Source organism: Thalassococcus profundi (genome assembly GCF_003344785.1).
GTDB classification, from domain to species: Bacteria; Pseudomonadota; Alphaproteobacteria; order Rhodobacterales; family Rhodobacteraceae; genus Puniceibacterium; species Puniceibacterium profundi.
In genome coordinates this window covers 175518-192483 of sequence record NZ_QPMK01000001.1, presented here as the reverse complement: position 1 = coordinate 192483, position 16966 = coordinate 175518, and the positions used below count along the sequence as shown (strand labels likewise).

Genomic DNA, 16966 nt, shown 5'->3' with positions numbered 1-16966 from the left:
AGGTGCTGTGCCTCGGTGCAAGGGGCGCGCACTTGATCCGCGCGCGCACTGGGCGTAAAGCGCGCGCCATGTTCACCATCGCCGCGCTCTATCACTTCAGCCGCTTCGACGACCCCGCTTCGCTGCGGGGGCCGCTGCTGGCGCTGTGCCGGGAGCAGGCGATCACCGGCACACTGCTGCTGGCGGGCGAGGGCGTCAACGGGACGATTGCCGGACCGGAGGCGGGCATCCTGCAGGTGCTGGAGCATATCCGCGGGCTGCCGGGCTGCGCCGGGCTGGAGTGGAAGCGGGCTGAGGCGGCGGAGCGGCCGTTCGCGCGGATGAAGGTGCGGCTCAAGAAAGAGATCGTGACCATGGGCCAGCCCGATGTCGATCCGCGCGCCCGGGTCGGGCATTACGTCCCGCCCGCCGAGTGGAACGCGCTGATCGCGGCGCCGGACGTGGCGGTGATCGACACCCGCAACGATTACGAGGTGGCCATCGGCAGTTTTGAGGGCGCCATCGACCCCGGCACCCGCAGCTTCGGCGAGTTTCCCGCCTGGTGGGTCGCCAACAGGCACCGGTTCGAAGGCAAGCGCATCGCGATGTTCTGCACCGGCGGCATCCGCTGCGAGAAATCCACCAATTACCTGCTGGGGCAGGGGGTGGAAGAGGTCTATCACCTGCAGGGCGGCATCCTGAAGTACCTCGAAGAGGTGCCCGAGGCGCAGAGCGCCTGGCGCGGCGACTGCTTCGTCTTCGACGGGCGCGTGTCGGTGGGGCACGGGTTGATCGAAGGTCCCCATGCGCTCTGCCACGCCTGCCGCCGTCCGATCCTGCCCGAAGATCGGGCGCGGCACGCGTTCGAGGAGGGCGTGTCCTGCCATCACTGCATGGACGAGACCTCGGACGCCGACAAGGCGCGGTTCCGCGAGCGTCAGAAGCAGATCACGCTGGCCCGGGCGCGGGGCGAGCGGCACCTGGCGGTGGATATGCGCGACGAGAGCTGAGGCGGGAATGCCTGCGGCATACGAGAGACGCTGTCTCTCGTGCTCTCTGGAGTTTATCGGCAAGATGAAGGGACTAGGCAGGTGCCGCGCCGGGCGCAGGTCCGGCGCGTTGTCCGCGCAGCAGGATCACGATCATGATCGCGATGTTGAGCCCGTTCCAGACGATCCCGTTGAGGAAGGCCCACTGGTAGCTGCCGGTCAGGTCGTAGATCAGTCCCGACAGCCAGCCGCCGAGCGCCATGCCGGCGATGGTCAGCATCATGACGAAGCCGACGCGTGCGCCGGCCTCGCGAGCGGGCAAGTATTCGCGCACGATGACCGCGTAGCTGGGGACAATACCGCCCTGGCTCAGGCCGAAGATCAGGCTTACCGCGTAAAGCGACACCAGCCCGCCCGCGGGCAGGTAGAGAAACAGCGCCAGGGCCTGCAGGGTCGAGCCGATGAGCAGGGTGCGTACACCGCCCAGCCGGTCGGCCAGCGCGCCGGAGGCCAGCCGCGAGACCACACCGCCCAGCAGCATCAGCGACAGCATCTCGGCCCCGACGGCGGCGCCGAAGCCCATGTCGACGCAGAGCGAGACGATATGCACCTGCGGCATCGACATGGCGACGCAGCAGCCCACCCCCGCGAACCCCAGCAGCCATTGCAGCTGTCGCGGGCTGAACCCGGTGGCGCGGCGGTGCAGCCGGCTCTGGGTTTCGGCCTGCTGCAAGGCCTCTGACGGAACGCTTGGCCGCAGAAGCTGCGCCAGCGGCAGGATGATCGCCAGGGTCAGCAGCGCCAGCGCCGTGTAGATCCAGCGCCAGTCCGCATCCGCCGCGAACCATCCCAGCAGCGCCGGCCAGATCGCGCCGGAGAGATAGTTGCCCGAGGCGGCGACGGCCACGGCGATGCCCCGTCGGCGCAGGAACCATTGCGAGATGTCGGCGATCAGCGGCCCGAAACACGAGGCGGTGCCGAAGCCGATGGCGAACTGTACGAGGCTCAGCACCGCGATCGAGGGCGCGAGGGCCGCCAGCCCGTACCCCGCCGCGATCAGCAGCGCCGCGCCGGTCAGCGACGCGGTGATGCCGAAACGGTCGACGGCGCGGCCGATGAGCATGTTGCCCAGGGCGAAGCCGAGCATCGTCGTGGTATAGGGCAGCGCGGTTGCGGCGCGGCCCGCGTCGAATTCCGTCCCGACCTCGGGCATCACAACGACGATTGCCCACATGCCGACATTGCCCATCACCGCCACCGTCAGCGTGATGGCGAGCCGGAGCCAGGAATAGCGGGTGTCGAAGGGGCTGGTGTCGTCGCGCATGGCCGCACCCTAGCGCCGCGCAGGGCGGGCCGGTATCCCCAATGCGACAATCGCGGGCGCGAAAGGCGATTGTCGCGCAAGCCGGGCTGCGGTCTTTGCATCCCCGGGGCCTCTGCCTATAGTCGGCCCAGACTTGCAAGGACCGACCCGATGCCCGACGCCGCCACCGTGACGCTTTCCGATATCATGTCCGCTGCGCGGGTGATCCGGGGGGTGGCCGATGCCACGCCGCTGGTGCCGTCGCCCTTCATGGAATCCCGGTCCGGGCAACCGTTCTGGCTCAAGCTAGAAAACATGCAACCGATCGGCGCCTTCAAGCTGCGCGGCGCGCTCAACGCCGTTGCCTCGCTGCCGGAGGGCTGCGCCGGCGTGACCTGCTGTTCGACCGGCAACCACGGCCGCGGGGTGGCTTACGCGGCGCGCGAAAGAGGCCTGCGCGCGGTGATCTGCATGTCGGAACTGGTGCCGCAGACCAAGGTCGACGGCATCCGTGCGCTGGGCGCGGAGGTCTGCATCGTGGGGCGGTCGCAGGACGATGCGCTGGCCGAAAGCCGGCGGCTGGTGGCCGAGGAGGGGCTGACGGAAATCTCGCCCTTCGACGATCCCTTCGTGATCGCCGGGCAGGGAACCATCGGGCTCGAGATCATGGCGGCGCGGCCTGAGGTCGGCACGCTGCTGCTGCCGCTGTCGGGCGGCGGGCTTGCGGCGGGCATCGCGCGGGCGGCGCGCGCCATCCGGCCGGACATCCGCATCGTCGGCATCAGCATGGACCGGGGCGCGGCCATGGCCGAAAGCCTCAAGGCGGGGCGCCCGGTCCCGGTCGAGGAGGTGGCGAGCCTTGCGGATTCGCTGGGCGGTGGCATCGGAGTCGACAACCGGCTGACCTTGGCCATGTGCCGCGAGCTTCTGGACGAGGTGGTGACGGTGACCGAAGAGGAAATCTACGGCGCCATGCAGGTGCTGTATCACGAGGACCGGATCGTGGCCGAAGGGGCCTGCGTCGTCGGCTTGGCGGCGGTGCTCGCCGGGAAGGTCACGCTCGACCGGCCCGCGGCGACGGTGATTACCGGGCGCAACGTGGACATGAAGATGTTCACCGACGTGATTTCGGGCCGCGACGTGGTGCTGGGCGACCTGACGGTGAAGGGGACGCCCTATGGTCGATGACACCCGCGTCGTGACCGAGGCGCATCTGCGCCGGATCGTCACGCTGGACACGCAACTTGTGGACATGGTCGAGGGGGCCTTCGTGGCATTGGCCGAAGGCCGGGTCATGATGCCGCCGATCATGTCGGTCGAACTGCACGAACGCAATGCCGAGATCGACGCGAAGACTGCCTATGTCTCGGGCCTGGACAGCGTCGCGCTGAAGGTCAGCACAGGGTTCTTCGACAATCCGAAGCAGGGGCTGCCCAGCCTCGGCGGCATGGTCACGGTGCTGTCGGCGCTGGACGGGTCGGTGCGGGCGGTGCTTCTCGACCGCGGCTACCTCACCGACCTGCGCACAGCTGCCGCGGGCGCGGTCGCGGCGCGGCACCTGGCGCCCGAGTCGGTGAGCACGGCCGGGGTGATCGGCACCGGGTTGCAGGCGCGGCTTCAGATGCAGGCGGCGCATCTGGTGCGGCCCTTCGAACGGGTGCTGGTCTGGGGGCGCGATCTGGAAAAGGCCGCCGCCTGTGCCGCCGACCTCGCCCGCGACATCGGCTGCGAGGCCGAGGTCTGCAGCGATCCCAACATCCTGGTGAAGCGCAGCCAGCTGGTGGTGACCACGACGCCGTCCTTCCGCCCGCTGTTCGCAGCGGAGAGCCTGCATCCCGAGCTGCACATCACCGCGATGGGGTCGGACGCGCCGGACAAGCAGGAGCTGGCCGGCGCCTGTCTTGCTCGGGCTGATCTCTACGTGGCCGACAGCGCGCCGCAGGTGGCGCTGCGCGGCGAATTGCGCGCCGCACTTGCGTCGGGCGACTGGACCGGGGGCGACCCGGTGGAACTGGGCCAGGTCATCACCGGCCAGCACCCCGGCCGCCGCCACCCGCGCGACATCACCATCGCGGACCTGACCGGCACCGGCGCGCAGGACACGGTGATCGCGCAGCACGTGATGGACCTGCTGGATCGCGGTACGGCGGCTGCATGATCAAGCTCGACGCCCGCGACCTGGAAATCCTGCGCGTGCTGAGCGCGGAGGGACGCATCACCAAGGCGGAACTGGCCGACCGCGTGGGCCTGTCGCCGACCCCCTGCTGGGAGCGGCTGAAAAAGCTGGAGACGGCCGGCATCATCGAAGGGTATGGCGCGCGCCTGGCGCTGCGGGCCTTCGGACCGCACGTGGTGGTGTTCGTCGCCTGCGAACTCGAAGGCCACAAGACCGAGCATTTCCAGGCCTTCGAACGCGCCGTCGCCCAATACGAGGAAATCACCTGGGCCTGGGCACTGGGCGGCGGGTTCGATTACCTCATTCAGGTGGTGACCCGTGACATCGACGCCTATCAACGGCTGATCGACGCGCTGCTCGAGGCCCGCGTGGGGTTGGCACGCTATTACACCTATATCGTGACCAAACGGGTGAAATCCTCGTACGGCCTGCCGCTGGGGCTCCTGTCTGATGAGTGACCGCCGCCGCCGGAGGTATCCTCTGCCCGGCGGCTGCCCTGGCAGAGGAATCCTCTGCCACTGAGCGTATCTTTGGTCTCGCTCTCTGCCGGTCCTGCCGTAGGCATGGGACACTTCAGTCAGAGGAGACACCCCATGACCGTTCATCAGACCCTTCCGAAATCGCCGCTGGCCGAGGCCGACGACCCGCGCCTGGTGCGCAGCTTTTCCTATATCGGCGGCAAGTGGAACCAGGGCGCCGAGGGTGCCTCCTTTGCGGTGACCAACCCGGCTGATGGCGAATGGCTGGGCGAGGTGGCCAAACTGACCGGCGCCGATTCCACCCGCGCGGTGGATGCAGCCGAGGCGGCCTTCGAACCGTGGTCCAACACCCTGCCGCAGGACCGCGCGCGGCTGCTGCGCCGCTGGTACGAGCTGATGATCGAACACCGCGAGGACCTCGCCCGGATCATGGTGCTGGAGCAGGGCAAGCCGATTTCCGAAGCGCGCGGCGAGATCACCTATGCCGCCGATTTCATCGAATTCTACGCCGAGGAATGCCGCCGTCCGAACATCGAGGGCGTGACCTCGCACCTGCCCGATGCCGAGGTCGAGCTGTGGCGCGAACCGATGGGTGTCGCCGCGCTCATCACGCCGTGGAACTTCCCCGCCGCGATGCTGACCCGCAAGGCCGCGGCGGCGCTGGCCGCTGGCTGCACCGTGGTCGCCCACCCCAGCGCCGAGACGCCGTTTTCGGCCTTGGCGCTGGCCGAGCTTGCCGACCGCGCCGGGTTCCCGGCGGGTGTCTTCAACGTCGTCACCGGCCACGCGCCCGAGATCGTCGAGCCCTGGACCCAGGACGCGCGGGTGCGCGTGCTGTCCTTCACCGGCTCGACCGAGGTCGGCCGGCTGCTTTACCGGCAATGCGCGGGCACCGTGAAATCCCTGATCATGGAACTGGGCGGCCACGCGCCGGTGCTGGTCTTCGGCGACACCGACCTCGATCAGGCGGTCGAGGAGACGATGAAGGCCAAGTTTGCCACTTCGGGCCAGGATTGCCTGGGCGCCAACCGCATCTTCGTCGAACGCGGCATCTACGACGCCTTCGTCGAGAAATTCGCCGCCGCCACGAAAGATCTGAGCATCGGCATCGGCATGGACGATCCCGAAATCGGACCGCTGATGAACGAAAAGGCCGTCGCCAAGCAGGAAGAGCACGTGGCCGACGCGCTCAAGAAGGGCGCGAAGCTGGTCTGCGGCGGCGACCGCCACACGCTTGGGCCGCTTTTCTACCAGCCGACTGTCCTGGCGGACGTGCCTGCCGACGCGCTGATCCTGAAAGAGGAAACCTTTGGTCCTGTCGCGGCCATCGTACCCTTCGACAGCGAGGACGAGGTGCTGGCACGCGCCAACGACAGCGAATACGGGCTGGTGGCCTACGTGCACACCATGGACCCGCGCCGCATCTACCGGCTGGCCCGGGCGCTGCAGTTCGGCATGGTCGCGGTCAACCGCACCAAGGTGACCGGCGCGCCGATCCCCTTTGGCGGGATGAAGCAGTCGGGTCTGGGCCGCGAAGGCGCGCGGCAGGGCTTGGAAGCCTTCACCGAGATCAAGTATGTGTGCCGCGACTGGGCCTGATCACGACCGGGCCTGAGCGCGACATGCAAGCCGGAAGCGCGGACGGGACGCGCCGGAGCCTCCGGCGGGAGTTTAGTGGCAAGATGAAGGGGCGCGCGGCGCCTGCGAAAGGAAAGACGATGCTGAAGAACGACATGCTGGACCAGTGGGACCGTGAGAATTTCTTTCACCCCTCCACGCACCTGGCGGAATTCGCCCGCGGCAACCTGCCGAACCGGGTCATCACCGGCGGCACCAACTGCCATATCGAGGATCGCGACGGCACCCGTCTGCTTGACGCCTTTGCCGGGCTCTACTGCGTGAACGTCGGCTACGGCCGCCAGGACATCGCCGAGGCCATCGCCGCCCAGGCGAAGGAGCTCGCCTATTACCATGCCTATGTCGGCCACGGCACCGAGGCGTCTATCACCCTGTCGAAGATGATCCTCGACCGCGCGCCCGAGCACATGTCCAAGGTCTATTTCGGCATGTCCGGGTCCGATGCGAACGAGACCAACATCAAGCTGGTCTGGTACTACAACAACATCCTGGGCCGCCCCGAGAAGAAGAAGATCATCTCGCGCTGGCGCGGCTATCACGGGTCGGGCCTCATGACCGGGTCGCTGACCGGGCTCGAGCTTTTCCACAAGAAGTTCGACCTGCCGCTGTCCCAGGTGATCCACACCGAGGCGCCGTATTATTTCCGCCGCGCCGACACCGCGATGTCCGAGGCCGATTTCGTCGCCCATTGCGCCGCCGAACTCGAGGCGCTGATCGCGGAAGAAGGTGCCGACACCATCGCGGCCTTCATCGGGGAGCCGGTGCTTGGCACAGGCGGGATCGTGCCGCCGCCCGCGGGTTACTGGGAGGCGATCCAGGCGGTGCTGGCCAAGCACGATATCCTGCTCATCGCCGACGAGGTGGTCACCGGCTTCGGCCGCCTGGGCAGCATGTTCGGGTCCGAGCATTACGGACTGAAGCCTGACCTCATCACCATCGCCAAGGGCCTGACCTCGGCCTATGCGCCGCTGTCGGGATCGATCGTCAGCGACAAGATGTGGAAGGTGCTGGAGCAGGGGACCGACGAGAACGGGCCGATCGGCCATGGCTGGACCTATTCGGCCCATCCCATCGGCGCGGCCGCCGGTGTGGCGAACCTGAAGCTGATCGACGAGCTGAACCTCGTGCAGCAGGCCGGCGAGAACGGCGCCTATCTGAACAAGGTCATGGCCGAGGCGGTTGGCGCCCATGCCCATGTGGGCGATGTGCGCGGCGAAGGCATGCTCTGCGCGGTGGAATTCGTGAAGGACCGGAACAGCCGCACCTTCTTCGATGCCTCGGAAAAGGTCGGCGCGCGGGTCGCGGCGGCGCTGCTGGAGCACGGGGTGATCGCGCGGGCGATGCCGCAGGGTGATATCCTGGGCTTTGCGCCGCCCTTCTGCCTGACCACCGCGGAAGCCGACGAGATCGCAGACAAGACCGCGAAGGCCGTGGCCGCGGTTCTGGACTAAGAGCCGATCTGCCGCGGGGCCGGATCATCCCGGCCCCGCGGGCGCTAGAAATAACTGCGCACCAGGCTGCTCGCCAAAAGTGACCAGCCGTCCGCCACCACGAAGAACGCCAGCTTGAACGGCAGCGACACGATGGCGGGCGGCACCATCATCATCCCCATCGACATCAGCACCGCGGCGACCACGAGGTCGATGATCAGGAACGGCAGAAAGATCAGGAAACCGATCTGGAAGGCGCGGGCAATCTCGGACAACAGGAAGCTCGGGATCAGCACCGACAGCGGCGCCTCGGGCGCCAGCGGCGTGCCGGCTGCGTCGGGACGCAGGTCCGCCATGGCGCCGAAGGTGTCGGGATCGGTGCGCGCCGCCATAAACCCGCGGAACGGTTCGAGCCCGCGCATCACCGCCTCGTCGAGCGGCAACGTGTCGTTCAGGAGCGGCACGACCCCGGCGTCGTAGGCGGCGCGGAACACCGGGTCCATCACGAAATAGGTCAGGAACAGCGCCAGGCTGATGATCAGCATGTTGGGCGGCGATTGCTGTAGGCCGATGGCCTGCCGCAGGATCGACAGCACCGTCACGATGAACGGAAAGCACGTGATCATGATGGCGATGCCGGGGGCGAGGCTGAGCAGGGTCAGCAGCGCGATCAGCTGCAGGCTGGTCGCCGTCAGCGACCCCTCGCCGCCAAGGTCGAGCGTCAGTTCCTGCGCTCCGGCGACGCCTGGCACGGCCAGCGCCAGCAGCGTCCATAGGCAGAGGGTACGCATGACCTGACCGCTCAGCTCGGAGTCTGGATATCGACCACTTCGGTCAGGCGGACGGCCAGCTGGCCGCTGTCGTCGCCTTCGACCACTTCGAGCGCGCCGATGGCAATGAGCCGGTCGCCCACGTAGAGTTCGACCGGGTCGTCGATGCGCTTGTCCAGGGTCAGCACCGATCCCTCGTCGAGCCGCAGCAGGTCACGCACCAGAGGACGGGCCCGGCCCACGGAAATGGTGATCTCGATCGGCACCGAGGTCAAAGGGGCGGCGGCCTCGGTCCGGGGGGCGGGGGTGTCGGCGGCGTTATCCATGGGCAGTCCTTCTGGTTTCATGGGCGAACCCCTGCACGGCCTCGTCGATGCTCGACAGCACGCCGGTCAGGTCCACCTGGCTTTCGGAGTCTCCGAAGCGGATGTCCGCCTGGCCGTCGCCAAGCGTGTCGTTTGGCAGCAGGTTCAGCGGAAAGCCGAAGTCGCGCTCCAGGAGCGGCGCGATGGCGGCGACGTTCTGCGGGGCGACGCTGATCTCGACCGCGAGCGATCCGATCTCGCGGGCCCGGTCCTGCAGCTGTTCGACGATCTGCAGTCCCAGCGCTTCGCGCGCGAGGCCGGGCAGCAAAGAGCGCACCATCTCTTCGAGCAGCGGCGTCATCGCGTTCATCACGTGGCTGTAGGCTTCGTGGTAGGTGAAGGAGAGATCCTGGAGGTTCTGCGCGAAATCGCTGGCGATGCGGCTTTGGTCCGCCGATTGCGCGGCAATCGCGTCGTCCCAACCGGCCTTGTAGCCCTCTTCAAAGCTTTGCAGTTTTGCGCCTTCAAGATCGAAATCGCTCGGTTCCGGCGCAGTGGATGCGCCGGCCGGTTGCGCCGGGGCGCTGAAATCCTCGAGCAGATCGCGCAGCAGCATCACCGCACCTCTTCCGATTCGTCGAGCCAGTTGCGCAGGATTTCGACCGTTTCCTCGCGACGCTGGCCGATCAGGCGGCGCAGGCGGTCGACGGGGTCGGCGTCGGCATCGGTGTCCATGTCGCCGATGCCGAAGTCGTCGAATCCCCCGCCGCCGGCCAGCATCGGCAGGTTGCCTCCCATGCCGGGCTCCGGGTCGATCTCTCCGGTCAGGGCGGCGCCGTCGGGCATTGCGCTGGCCATTGGAAAGCTGTCGAAGTCGCCGTCGGGGGCAGGCGCGGGTGCGGGCGCTGGCAGGGCGGCGGCGCGCGGACCGGCAAGCACCGGACGGACCACGAACAGGCCCAGCACCAGCGCCACGAAGGCGAGAATGCCCATCTGGATCAGCGTCATCATGTCCACAGGGGTGCTGAACATGCCGGGCGCGACCGCTTCGGTGCCAAGTCCGTCCGGCTTTTCGAAGGGCAGGGACCGCAGGGTGATCTCGTCTCCGCGCGATTCGTCGTAGCCCACGGCAGAAGCGACGAGGTCGCGCAGGGCGGTCATCTCCGCCTCGGGCATGGGAACGAATTCCGGTGTGCCGTCGGCGGCGGTGGCGTAGCTGCCATTGACCAGGACCGCGACGGTCAGCCGCTTGATCGCGCCCGGAGCACGGGTGATTTCGCGCGTGGTTTCAGAGACTTCAAAGTTCAGCCGCTCACGGGTTTCGGAATTCTGGCTGGACGAGCTGTCACCGCCATCTGCGGCGCCATCGGGCAGGTTGGAGGCTACGGTCACATCGCCGCCGCCGGTGTCCTGGCTCTGGCTCGTCGTCTCTTCGGTGTCGGAGCTGATGATCACGCGGTTTTCCGGGTCGAAGCGCCGTTCGAGGATCGATTCGCTTTCAGTCACTGTGTCGAGGCTCACCTCGACCACGGCGTTGCCTTGGCCCACGCGCGCCTCCACCAGCCTTTGCACACGGTCGCGGAGCTGGTCGGCCTTGTCCTCTGCGCTGGGGCCGGTGCCCGGGTCGTCGTCGCCGCCGATCAGCCCGCCCTTGCCGTCGATCACCGACACCTCTTCGGGGACGAGGCCGGGCACGGCGGAGGCGACCAGGTTGCGCAGCGCCCGCGCCTGCGCGGGGCCCAGCACGGCCTCGGTGGTGGTGACGCTGATCGAGGCGGTCGGGGTCACGTCGCGCTGGAACGGATTGGCGCCGGAATTGGCGATATGCACGCGCGCGCTTGTGATGTGCCGGCTGGCGACGATGGTGCGGGCCAGTTCGCCCTCTTTCGCGCGCCAGTAGGCGGCATCGAACATCTGCGACGTGGTGCCGAAGCCCGAGAGGCCGTCGAGCAGTTCGTAGCCCTGCGTGGAATTCGACGGCAGCCCCTCGCTCGCCAGGGTGAGGCGCAGCGCGTCCCGCTCTGTCCCCGGCACGAAGATCGCACCGCCGCGCACCTCGTAGGGCACGCCGCGCTGTTCCAGGGCGCTCACGACCTCGCCCGCGGCGCCCGATTCGAGCCCGGCATAGAGCAAGGTCATGTTCGGCGCGGCGGCCATGCGCGACAGGCCGAGAACCGCAGCAAACATCGCCAGGCTCGCGCCGATGACCAGCAGACGGCGGCGGGCACCCAGGGCGTTCCAGACTGTCAGGAGCTGCTGCAAGACTTACCTCCGTCGTTCAACCGGCGTTTTCGATTTGAGGCATCTTTGGCCCATCTGCCTTAACAAGCCGTTAGTCCCTGTTGGCTAAAAGAGCTCTCGACAGAGCCTTGGAACAGGAAAGGGCCGTGCATGTCGGATGCCGCCACGCCAGAGGAAGACGCCCCGAAGAAACCGTCGAAACTGCCCCTGATCATCGGGCTGGTGCTGGCGCTTGCGGGCGGTGCCGGCGGGTTCTACGCGGCCTTTTCGGGGATGATTTCCGGCCTGGGCGGATCGGCGGAGGCGGGCGATCACGGGGCCGACGGCGATCACGCGGGCGAGGCGGATCACGACAGTCCCGACTCGCCGCTGCCGGATGTGGCCTTTGTCGAATTGCCGCAGATCGTCGTGTCGCTGGGCGAAGGTTCCGCGACCGATCACTTGATCTTCCGCGCGGATCTCGAGGTGCCGTCGGCCAAGGCTGAAGAGGTCCGCAGCATCCTGCCGCGGGTCATCGACGTTCTCAACAGCTACTTGCGGGCGCTGGAACCGACCGATGTACAGGGGCCGTCGGCGCTGATCCGGCTGCGGGGCCAGATGCTGCGACGTATCCAGCTTGTGACCGGCGAGGGCCGGGTGCGCGACCTTCTGGTGATGGAATTCGTATTGAACTGAGAGGACTGACACATGGCGATGATTGCGGACATCCTTCTCGTTGCGGGGGCGCTGGGCGCCGGGTTCTACTGTTTCGTCCTGGCGCGCCGGCTGGCGCGGTTCAACGATCTGGAGAACGGCGTCGGCGGCGCGGTCGCGGTGCTGTCGGCGCAGGTCGACGACCTCACCCGCACGCTGGCGGCGGCGCAGAAGACGGCCGGCGCATCGACCGACTCGCTGGCACAGCTGACGGACCGGGCCGAGCAGGTTGCCAAGCGGCTGGAGCTCATGGTGGCGTCGATGCATGACCTGCCGACGGGCGATGCCCCGCCGCCCAGGGATAACAGCGGCGGTGGCGAGCCGGTTTTCCTGCGCCGCGCGCAGGGCGGAGCGTCGCGATGAGCGCGCGTCGGCAAGAGGCGCCACGCCGCCGGGCGTTTCGGCGTGGACGCGGGGCGCTCGCGGCCATCGGCGGGCTTCTGATCGCCTCGGCCGCGGTGCGGATCGGCACCGGCGCGACCGAAGCCATCGCGGCCCAGACGCTGGAGCCGCCGGCGGTCGAAACCTCCGACCTGCCGCCGGAGACCTGTACCGGAGAGGCGGACATCGCTCCGATGCTCGCGGCGCTCGACAAGCGCGAAGCCCGGATTGCAGAGCGGGAAACCGACCTGCGCACCCGCATCCAGGCGCTGTCCGTGGCGGAAACCGAAATCGACCGCAAGATGGCGGCGCTCGAAGAGGCCGAAGCGAACCTGCGCGCGACGCTGGCCCTGGCCAATGGCGCTGCCGAAGAGGATCTCGCGCGGCTCACGGATGTCTATGCGAACATGAAGCCCAAGCAGGCCGCCGCCCTTTTCGAAGAGATGGATCCGAACTTTGCGGCAGGGTTCCTGGGCCGGATGCGCCCGGACGCGGCGGCGGCAATTCTGGCCGGACTGACCCCGCGCGCAGCCTACACGATCAGCGTTGTGCTGGCCGGGCGAAATGCCGACGTCCCGAAGGAATAGCGCGTTTCGGCGGGGCATTTTCCCAGGGGTAGCGGCCATCATCCGCACTATGCCTCGCGGACCAGACGGATTTGGCGGGCGCGGCTTTTGACGGAATTCTATAGAAGGTCAGGCCCGGATAAGACGTGGCTGGGTCGTAGACGAACCGCCTGAACGTTGCGCGGGAAGCGCCGTTACACGTCTCCGAACAGACGCGCGGAGACCGAGCCGATGTGCCTGCGCATGGCCGTCTGTGCGCCGGCCGGATCGCAATCGGCGATGGCTGCGGCAATCTCGCGGTGCTCGGCAAAACTGGTGTGATCGCGGGGCGGCCGGTCGGTGCCGCGAATGACGGTTTTCCAGGCCACCGCGCGGCGCACCTGGTTGAGGTGATCGAAGACGGACAGCAGCATGATGTTATCGGACGCCTCGGCGATGGCGCGGTGCAGGCAATCGTCCTGCCGTTCGTATTCTTCCCAGGTTGGCGCCTCCATCGCGCGTTCGACCGCATCGCGGATCCTCTGGATCGCGCCGGGCGAGGCGTTCACCGCGGCTTCGCGGGCGATGGCCGGCTCGATGCTCAGCCGTGCACGCATCATTTTGACCGGAGTCAGCTGCTGCGATATATCCGCGACAAGGCTGGGTTGCGCCGCCGACACCGATCCCGAGATGAAGGTGCCCTTGCCCACGTGGCGCCAGATCGCTCCCTCGCGCTCCAAGGCGTCGAGCGCCTTGCGTAGAATGGTGCGCGACATGTTCAGGCTTCCCATCAACTCGCGTTCGGGCGGCAACCGGTCGCCCGGCGCATAGCGTCCGGCCTCGATGAAGTCGCGCAAGGCGGCGATCGCATCCGAGCGGGTCAAGATGTCCGGGCTTGTCAGCACGGCGCAATCTCCTGAATTGGTTAGCCAAAGGGCGCGTATTGGTTGGCAGCATCGCTAAAACATGCGAAGTTTTCAAGGCGAAACCGTCTCGCGATAAAATTGGTTGCGATTGATTGAAAGATTGGTACGGTTCGGGCAACGCCAAGAATCTGGACAGTGGAGAGGTGAATGTCTGATTTCGTGATCGAAACGCCGCCTGTGGTCGGCCTTCCCGTTGACGGCAACGATGCCAAATTCCCGGTACGCCGGGTCTACTGCATCGGCCGCAACTACGCTGCCCACGCGGTCGAGATGGGTCACGACCCGGATCGCGAGCCGCCGTTTTTCTTTCAGAAGAACCCGGACAACCTCGACCCCAGCCTCGAGTTCCCCTACCCGGTGCATTCCGAGGATGTGCACCATGAGGCGGAAATCGCCGTGATGCTGAAATCCGGCGGCACGGACATCCCGGTCGAAAGCGCCCTGGACCATGTCTATGGCTACGCGCTGTCGCTGGACATGACCCGCCGCGACCTGCAGGGCGTCGCCAAGAAGATGGGCCGCCCGTGGGAGATCGGCAAGGCGTTCGAGCGGTCGGCGCCGGTCGGGCCGATTCACCCTGTCGAAAAGGTCGGCCACCCGTCCGAAGGGGCGATCACCCTGCATGTGAACGGCGAGCTGCGACAGGAAGGCGACCTGAACCAGATGATCTGGAAGGTGCCCGAAATGATCGCCTACCTGTCGGACTACTTCGAACTGGCGCCGGGCGACGTGATCCTGTCCGGAACACCATCAGGCGTCGGTCCGGTGTCGCGCGGCGACACGATGAAATTGGCGGTCGACGGTCTGGGCGAGATCTCGGTCAAGGTGGTGTGATCCGGTGACATTTGCCACGCGCATATCGGCACCGATCCCCTGGGTGACGGACGGATGACAGAGGTCGCCACCCCTCTCGCGCTGAGCTTCGCCAGCTGGGACCATGACCGCGTCATGGCCCTGCACGACGGGCGGGTCGCGGTGCCGGGGGTGCGGCTGGACAGCGTGATCGAGACCACGCAGAAACTGTTTCCCCTGGCGGTGAGCACGGCACCGCACGACATCACCGAGATGTCGATCTCGTCCTATGTGCTGCAGACCTCGCGGGGCGAAGGCGCCTATACGGCGATTCCGGCCTTCGTCAGCCGCGCCTTCCGGCACCAGGGTTTCTTTGCGCGCGCCGGGTCGGGCATCCACAGCCCCGCGGATTTCGCCGGCAAGCGGATCGGCGTGCCGGAATACCAGATGACGGCGGCGCTCTGGATGCGTGGCATCCTGCGTGACGACTTCGGCGTGCGCGCCGAGGACATCCACTGGCGCACCGGCGCGCTGGATCAGGGCGTGCGCCGGGAACGGCTGGCGCTCGACCTGCCCGACGGCATGAAAGTCGAGCCGATCGACGAGGGCGAGACCCTGCAGGACCTGCTGTTGCGCGGAGAGATCGACGGGCTGCTTGCGCCGAAACCGCCGCAGGCTTTTCTGGACGGCAATCCCGATCTTGTGCGGCTGTTTCCGGATTACCAGGCGGCGGAAGAGGATTACCACGCGCGCACCGGCTTCTTTCCGATCATGCATGTGATCGGCCTGCGCAAGACATTGGCCGAGGCGCATCCCTGGCTGCCGCGCGCGCTCTACGACGGTTTTGTCGAGGCCCGCGACCTGGCGCTGGACAGGCTGCGCAAGCTCTGGCTCGGCAATGCCAATCGCCTGTCGCTGCCCTGGTTGGGTGCCAGCATGGAGCGGACGATCCGGGCGATGGGTTCGGATTACTGGAGTTACGGCTTTGCCGCCAACCGCGCCGAGTTGGACGCGGTCAGCCGCTATTCGGTGGAGCAGTTCCTGGCACGCGACCGCGTGGCCCCGGAGGCGCTGTTTCACCCCTCGGTGCTGGACACCTAAGCCTCGCACCGAGGCGCGACGCACCGATTTGGGAGGGTCGGTGCGTCGTCCAAGACAAGGGGGAGGAGCCCCGAGCAGTGAGAAAGACCCCGCCGGTCTGCGCGCGGACCGCCGGGGCAAAGTCACAGCGCGGAAAAACTGTTGGAGGAGACAACATGACCATGACACGCAAACTGGACCGTCGCGGATTCCTGCGCACCGGCGCCGCTGCATCGGCGATGACGCTTGGCCTGCCGGGCATCGTGCGGGCGCAGGACTATCCCAGCGGCAACATCAACGTCGTGATCCCGACGCGCGAGGGCGGCGGCGCCGACCGCAACTTCCGCGCCTTCACCAGCGTCTGGAAGGAAAAGCTGGGCACCGATTTCGAACCGGGCTTCTTTCCCGGCGCATCGGGCCGCGTCGGTTACGAGATCTACATGGGCAAGAACGAACCCGATGCATACAACCTGATCTTCGGCAACATGGGGCCCGAGGTGCTGAACTGGGCGGTGCAGCCGCCGAGCTTCCCGCTTGAGGATTATTTCTACTTCGGGCGCGTCGACACCGATCCGGGTGCTTTGTTCGTGGGCGCCGAAAGCCCGCTGCAGACCATGGACGACATCATCGCCGCTTCGAAAGAGCGCAAGCTGAACGTCGGCACCAGCCGCATGGCGCATCCGGCCTCCATCGGCCTGCTGGCTTTGGGCGAAGAGCTGGGGATCGAGTTCAACCTCATCCCGCTCTCGGGTGGCAAGAACACCGTCGCCGGCGCGGTCACCGGAGAGGTCGATTTCTCGGTCCTGACCTCAGGGTCGGTCATCGCCGCGGGGGATTCGGTCAAGACGCTGCTGGTCTTCGGCGAGAACAAGGTGGGCGAGGGGCTCGATAACGCGCCCAACATCAACGACGCCTACAACATGTCGCTGCCCGAGATGCTGTCCTCGCGCGCCTTCGCGATCCACCAGAAGGCCGCGGACGATTACCCCGAACGGTTCGACCTGCTGCAAAGCACCTTCAAGGAGACCTTCGAGGATCCGGCGTTGATGGAGGCCTATGTGGCGTCCAAGGGCACGCCGGAATACCTCAATTACGGCGGTGTGGAGGAGTGCGCTGAGTTCATGGCCGCGATGCTGGAGCTGGGCGAACGCTACAAGCCGCTGCTCACCGGCGCGTAAGCGACGCAGCTTGCGGGGCGGCCTTCGGGCCGTCCCGATCCCATGACCGTCCGAAATCAAC

18 protein-coding genes are annotated in these 16966 nt (G+C 67.1%); 12 read left to right on the top strand and 6 right to left on the bottom strand.

Annotated elements, in window-relative coordinates; translation table 11 throughout:
- Positions 1-68 precede the first annotated feature (68 nt).
- Entirely contained in the window at positions 69-989 is a 921-nt protein-coding gene (trhO, locus tag DU478_RS00885) for an oxygen-dependent tRNA uridine(34) hydroxylase TrhO (RefSeq protein ID WP_114509039.1), read from the top strand.
- A gap of 73 nt (positions 990-1062) precedes the next feature.
- On the opposite strand, the gene DU478_RS00880 is transcribed toward trhO, so the two are convergent.
- Positions 1063-2292 carry an MFS transporter gene (locus DU478_RS00880; protein WP_114509038.1) on the bottom strand — a complete coding sequence of 410 codons (1230 nt, stop codon included), beginning with the start codon at positions 2290-2292 and terminating at the stop codon, positions 1063-1065.
- Positions 2293-2442: 150 nt separating this feature from the next.
- On the opposite strand from DU478_RS00880, the gene eutB reads away from it, so the two are divergent.
- The 5 genes from eutB to DU478_RS00855 all read left to right on the top strand — a co-directional run bounded on the left by eutB (position 2443) and on the right by DU478_RS00855 (position 8015).
- Positions 2443-3459 carry a hydroxyectoine utilization dehydratase EutB gene (gene eutB / locus DU478_RS00875; protein ID WP_114509037.1) on the top strand — a complete coding sequence of 339 codons (1017 nt, stop codon included), beginning with the start codon at positions 2443-2445 and terminating at the stop codon, positions 3457-3459.
- Positions 3449-4429 carry an ornithine cyclodeaminase family protein gene (locus DU478_RS00870; protein ID WP_114509036.1) on the top strand — a complete coding sequence of 327 codons (981 nt, stop codon included), beginning with the start codon at positions 3449-3451 and terminating at the stop codon, positions 4427-4429. Before eutB ends, DU478_RS00870 begins: the two co-directional genes overlap by 11 nt.
- A complete protein-coding gene (locus tag DU478_RS00865) occupies positions 4429-4905 on the top strand; it encodes an Lrp/AsnC family transcriptional regulator (RefSeq protein WP_114509310.1) in 477 nt (158 codons plus the stop codon). The genes DU478_RS00870 and DU478_RS00865 overlap by 1 nt, the downstream gene beginning before the upstream one ends.
- A gap of 135 nt (positions 4906-5040) precedes the next feature.
- Positions 5041-6525: an NAD-dependent succinate-semialdehyde dehydrogenase gene (locus tag DU478_RS00860; protein WP_114509035.1), complete on the top strand. Its 1485-nt coding sequence runs from the start codon at positions 5041-5043 to the stop codon at positions 6523-6525.
- Positions 6526-6644: 119 nt separating this feature from the next.
- The gene (locus DU478_RS00855) at positions 6645-8015 is read left to right on the top strand and encodes an aspartate aminotransferase family protein (RefSeq protein WP_114509034.1); all 1371 of its coding nucleotides are present in this window, start codon (positions 6645-6647) and stop codon (positions 8013-8015) included.
- A gap of 44 nt (positions 8016-8059) precedes the next feature.
- Here DU478_RS00855 and fliP read toward each other — a convergent pair whose 3' ends face one another.
- From fliP to fliF, 4 genes are read right to left on the bottom strand one after another with little or no spacing between them, the layout of a single operon-like run.
- A complete protein-coding gene (fliP, locus tag DU478_RS00850; protein WP_114509033.1) occupies positions 8060-8785 on the bottom strand; it encodes a flagellar type III secretion system pore protein FliP in 726 nt (241 codons plus the stop codon).
- A gap of 11 nt (positions 8786-8796) precedes the next feature.
- Entirely contained in the window at positions 8797-9090 is a 294-nt protein-coding gene (locus DU478_RS00845) for a FliM/FliN family flagellar motor switch protein (protein WP_114509032.1), read from the bottom strand.
- Positions 9083-9685: a FliH/SctL family protein gene (locus DU478_RS00840; RefSeq protein ID WP_233501074.1), complete on the bottom strand. Its 603-nt coding sequence runs from the start codon at positions 9683-9685 to the stop codon at positions 9083-9085. The genes DU478_RS00845 and DU478_RS00840 overlap by 8 nt, the downstream gene beginning before the upstream one ends.
- On the bottom strand, positions 9685-11331 hold the full coding sequence (fliF, locus tag DU478_RS00835) for a flagellar basal-body MS-ring/collar protein FliF (RefSeq protein WP_114509030.1): 1647 nt from the start codon (positions 11329-11331) through the stop codon (positions 9685-9687). Before fliF ends, DU478_RS00840 begins: the two co-directional genes overlap by 1 nt.
- Positions 11332-11460: 129 nt before the next feature.
- Here fliF and DU478_RS00830 point away from each other — a divergent pair, with 129 nt between their 5' ends.
- The 3 genes from DU478_RS00830 to DU478_RS00820 are packed head-to-tail and all read left to right on the top strand — an operon-like array spanning position 11461 to position 12971.
- The gene (locus DU478_RS00830; protein WP_114509029.1) at positions 11461-11985 is read left to right on the top strand and encodes a flagellar basal body-associated FliL family protein; all 525 of its coding nucleotides are present in this window, start codon (positions 11461-11463) and stop codon (positions 11983-11985) included.
- Between the two features lie 12 nt (positions 11986-11997).
- Positions 11998-12366, top strand: coding sequence for a hypothetical protein (locus DU478_RS00825; protein WP_114509028.1), 369 nt, complete (start codon positions 11998-12000; stop codon positions 12364-12366).
- Complete coding sequence (locus tag DU478_RS00820; RefSeq protein ID WP_114509027.1) at positions 12363-12971, top strand: MotE family protein; 609 nt, start codon at positions 12363-12365, stop codon at positions 12969-12971. Before DU478_RS00825 ends, DU478_RS00820 begins: the two co-directional genes overlap by 4 nt.
- Before the next feature lie 173 nt (positions 12972-13144).
- Here the strand turns inward: DU478_RS00820 and DU478_RS00815 are convergent, their stop codons facing one another.
- Positions 13145-13834 carry a FadR/GntR family transcriptional regulator gene (locus DU478_RS00815; protein WP_233501073.1) on the bottom strand — a complete coding sequence of 230 codons (690 nt, stop codon included), beginning with the start codon at positions 13832-13834 and terminating at the stop codon, positions 13145-13147.
- Positions 13835-14002: 168 nt separating this feature from the next.
- Between DU478_RS00815 and DU478_RS00810 the strand changes: the two genes are divergently transcribed.
- The 3 genes from DU478_RS00810 (at position 14003) to DU478_RS00800 (ending at position 16905) form a co-directional block, all read left to right on the top strand.
- Complete coding sequence (locus DU478_RS00810; protein ID WP_114509026.1) at positions 14003-14689, top strand: fumarylacetoacetate hydrolase family protein; 687 nt, start codon at positions 14003-14005, stop codon at positions 14687-14689.
- A gap of 54 nt (positions 14690-14743) precedes the next feature.
- Positions 14744-15748 carry a substrate-binding domain-containing protein gene (locus tag DU478_RS00805; protein WP_114509025.1) on the top strand — a complete coding sequence of 335 codons (1005 nt, stop codon included), beginning with the start codon at positions 14744-14746 and terminating at the stop codon, positions 15746-15748.
- Between the two features lie 155 nt (positions 15749-15903).
- Positions 15904-16905: a Bug family tripartite tricarboxylate transporter substrate binding protein gene (locus DU478_RS00800; protein ID WP_114509024.1), complete on the top strand. Its 1002-nt coding sequence runs from the start codon at positions 15904-15906 to the stop codon at positions 16903-16905.
- Positions 16906-16966: the final 61 nt, after the last annotated feature.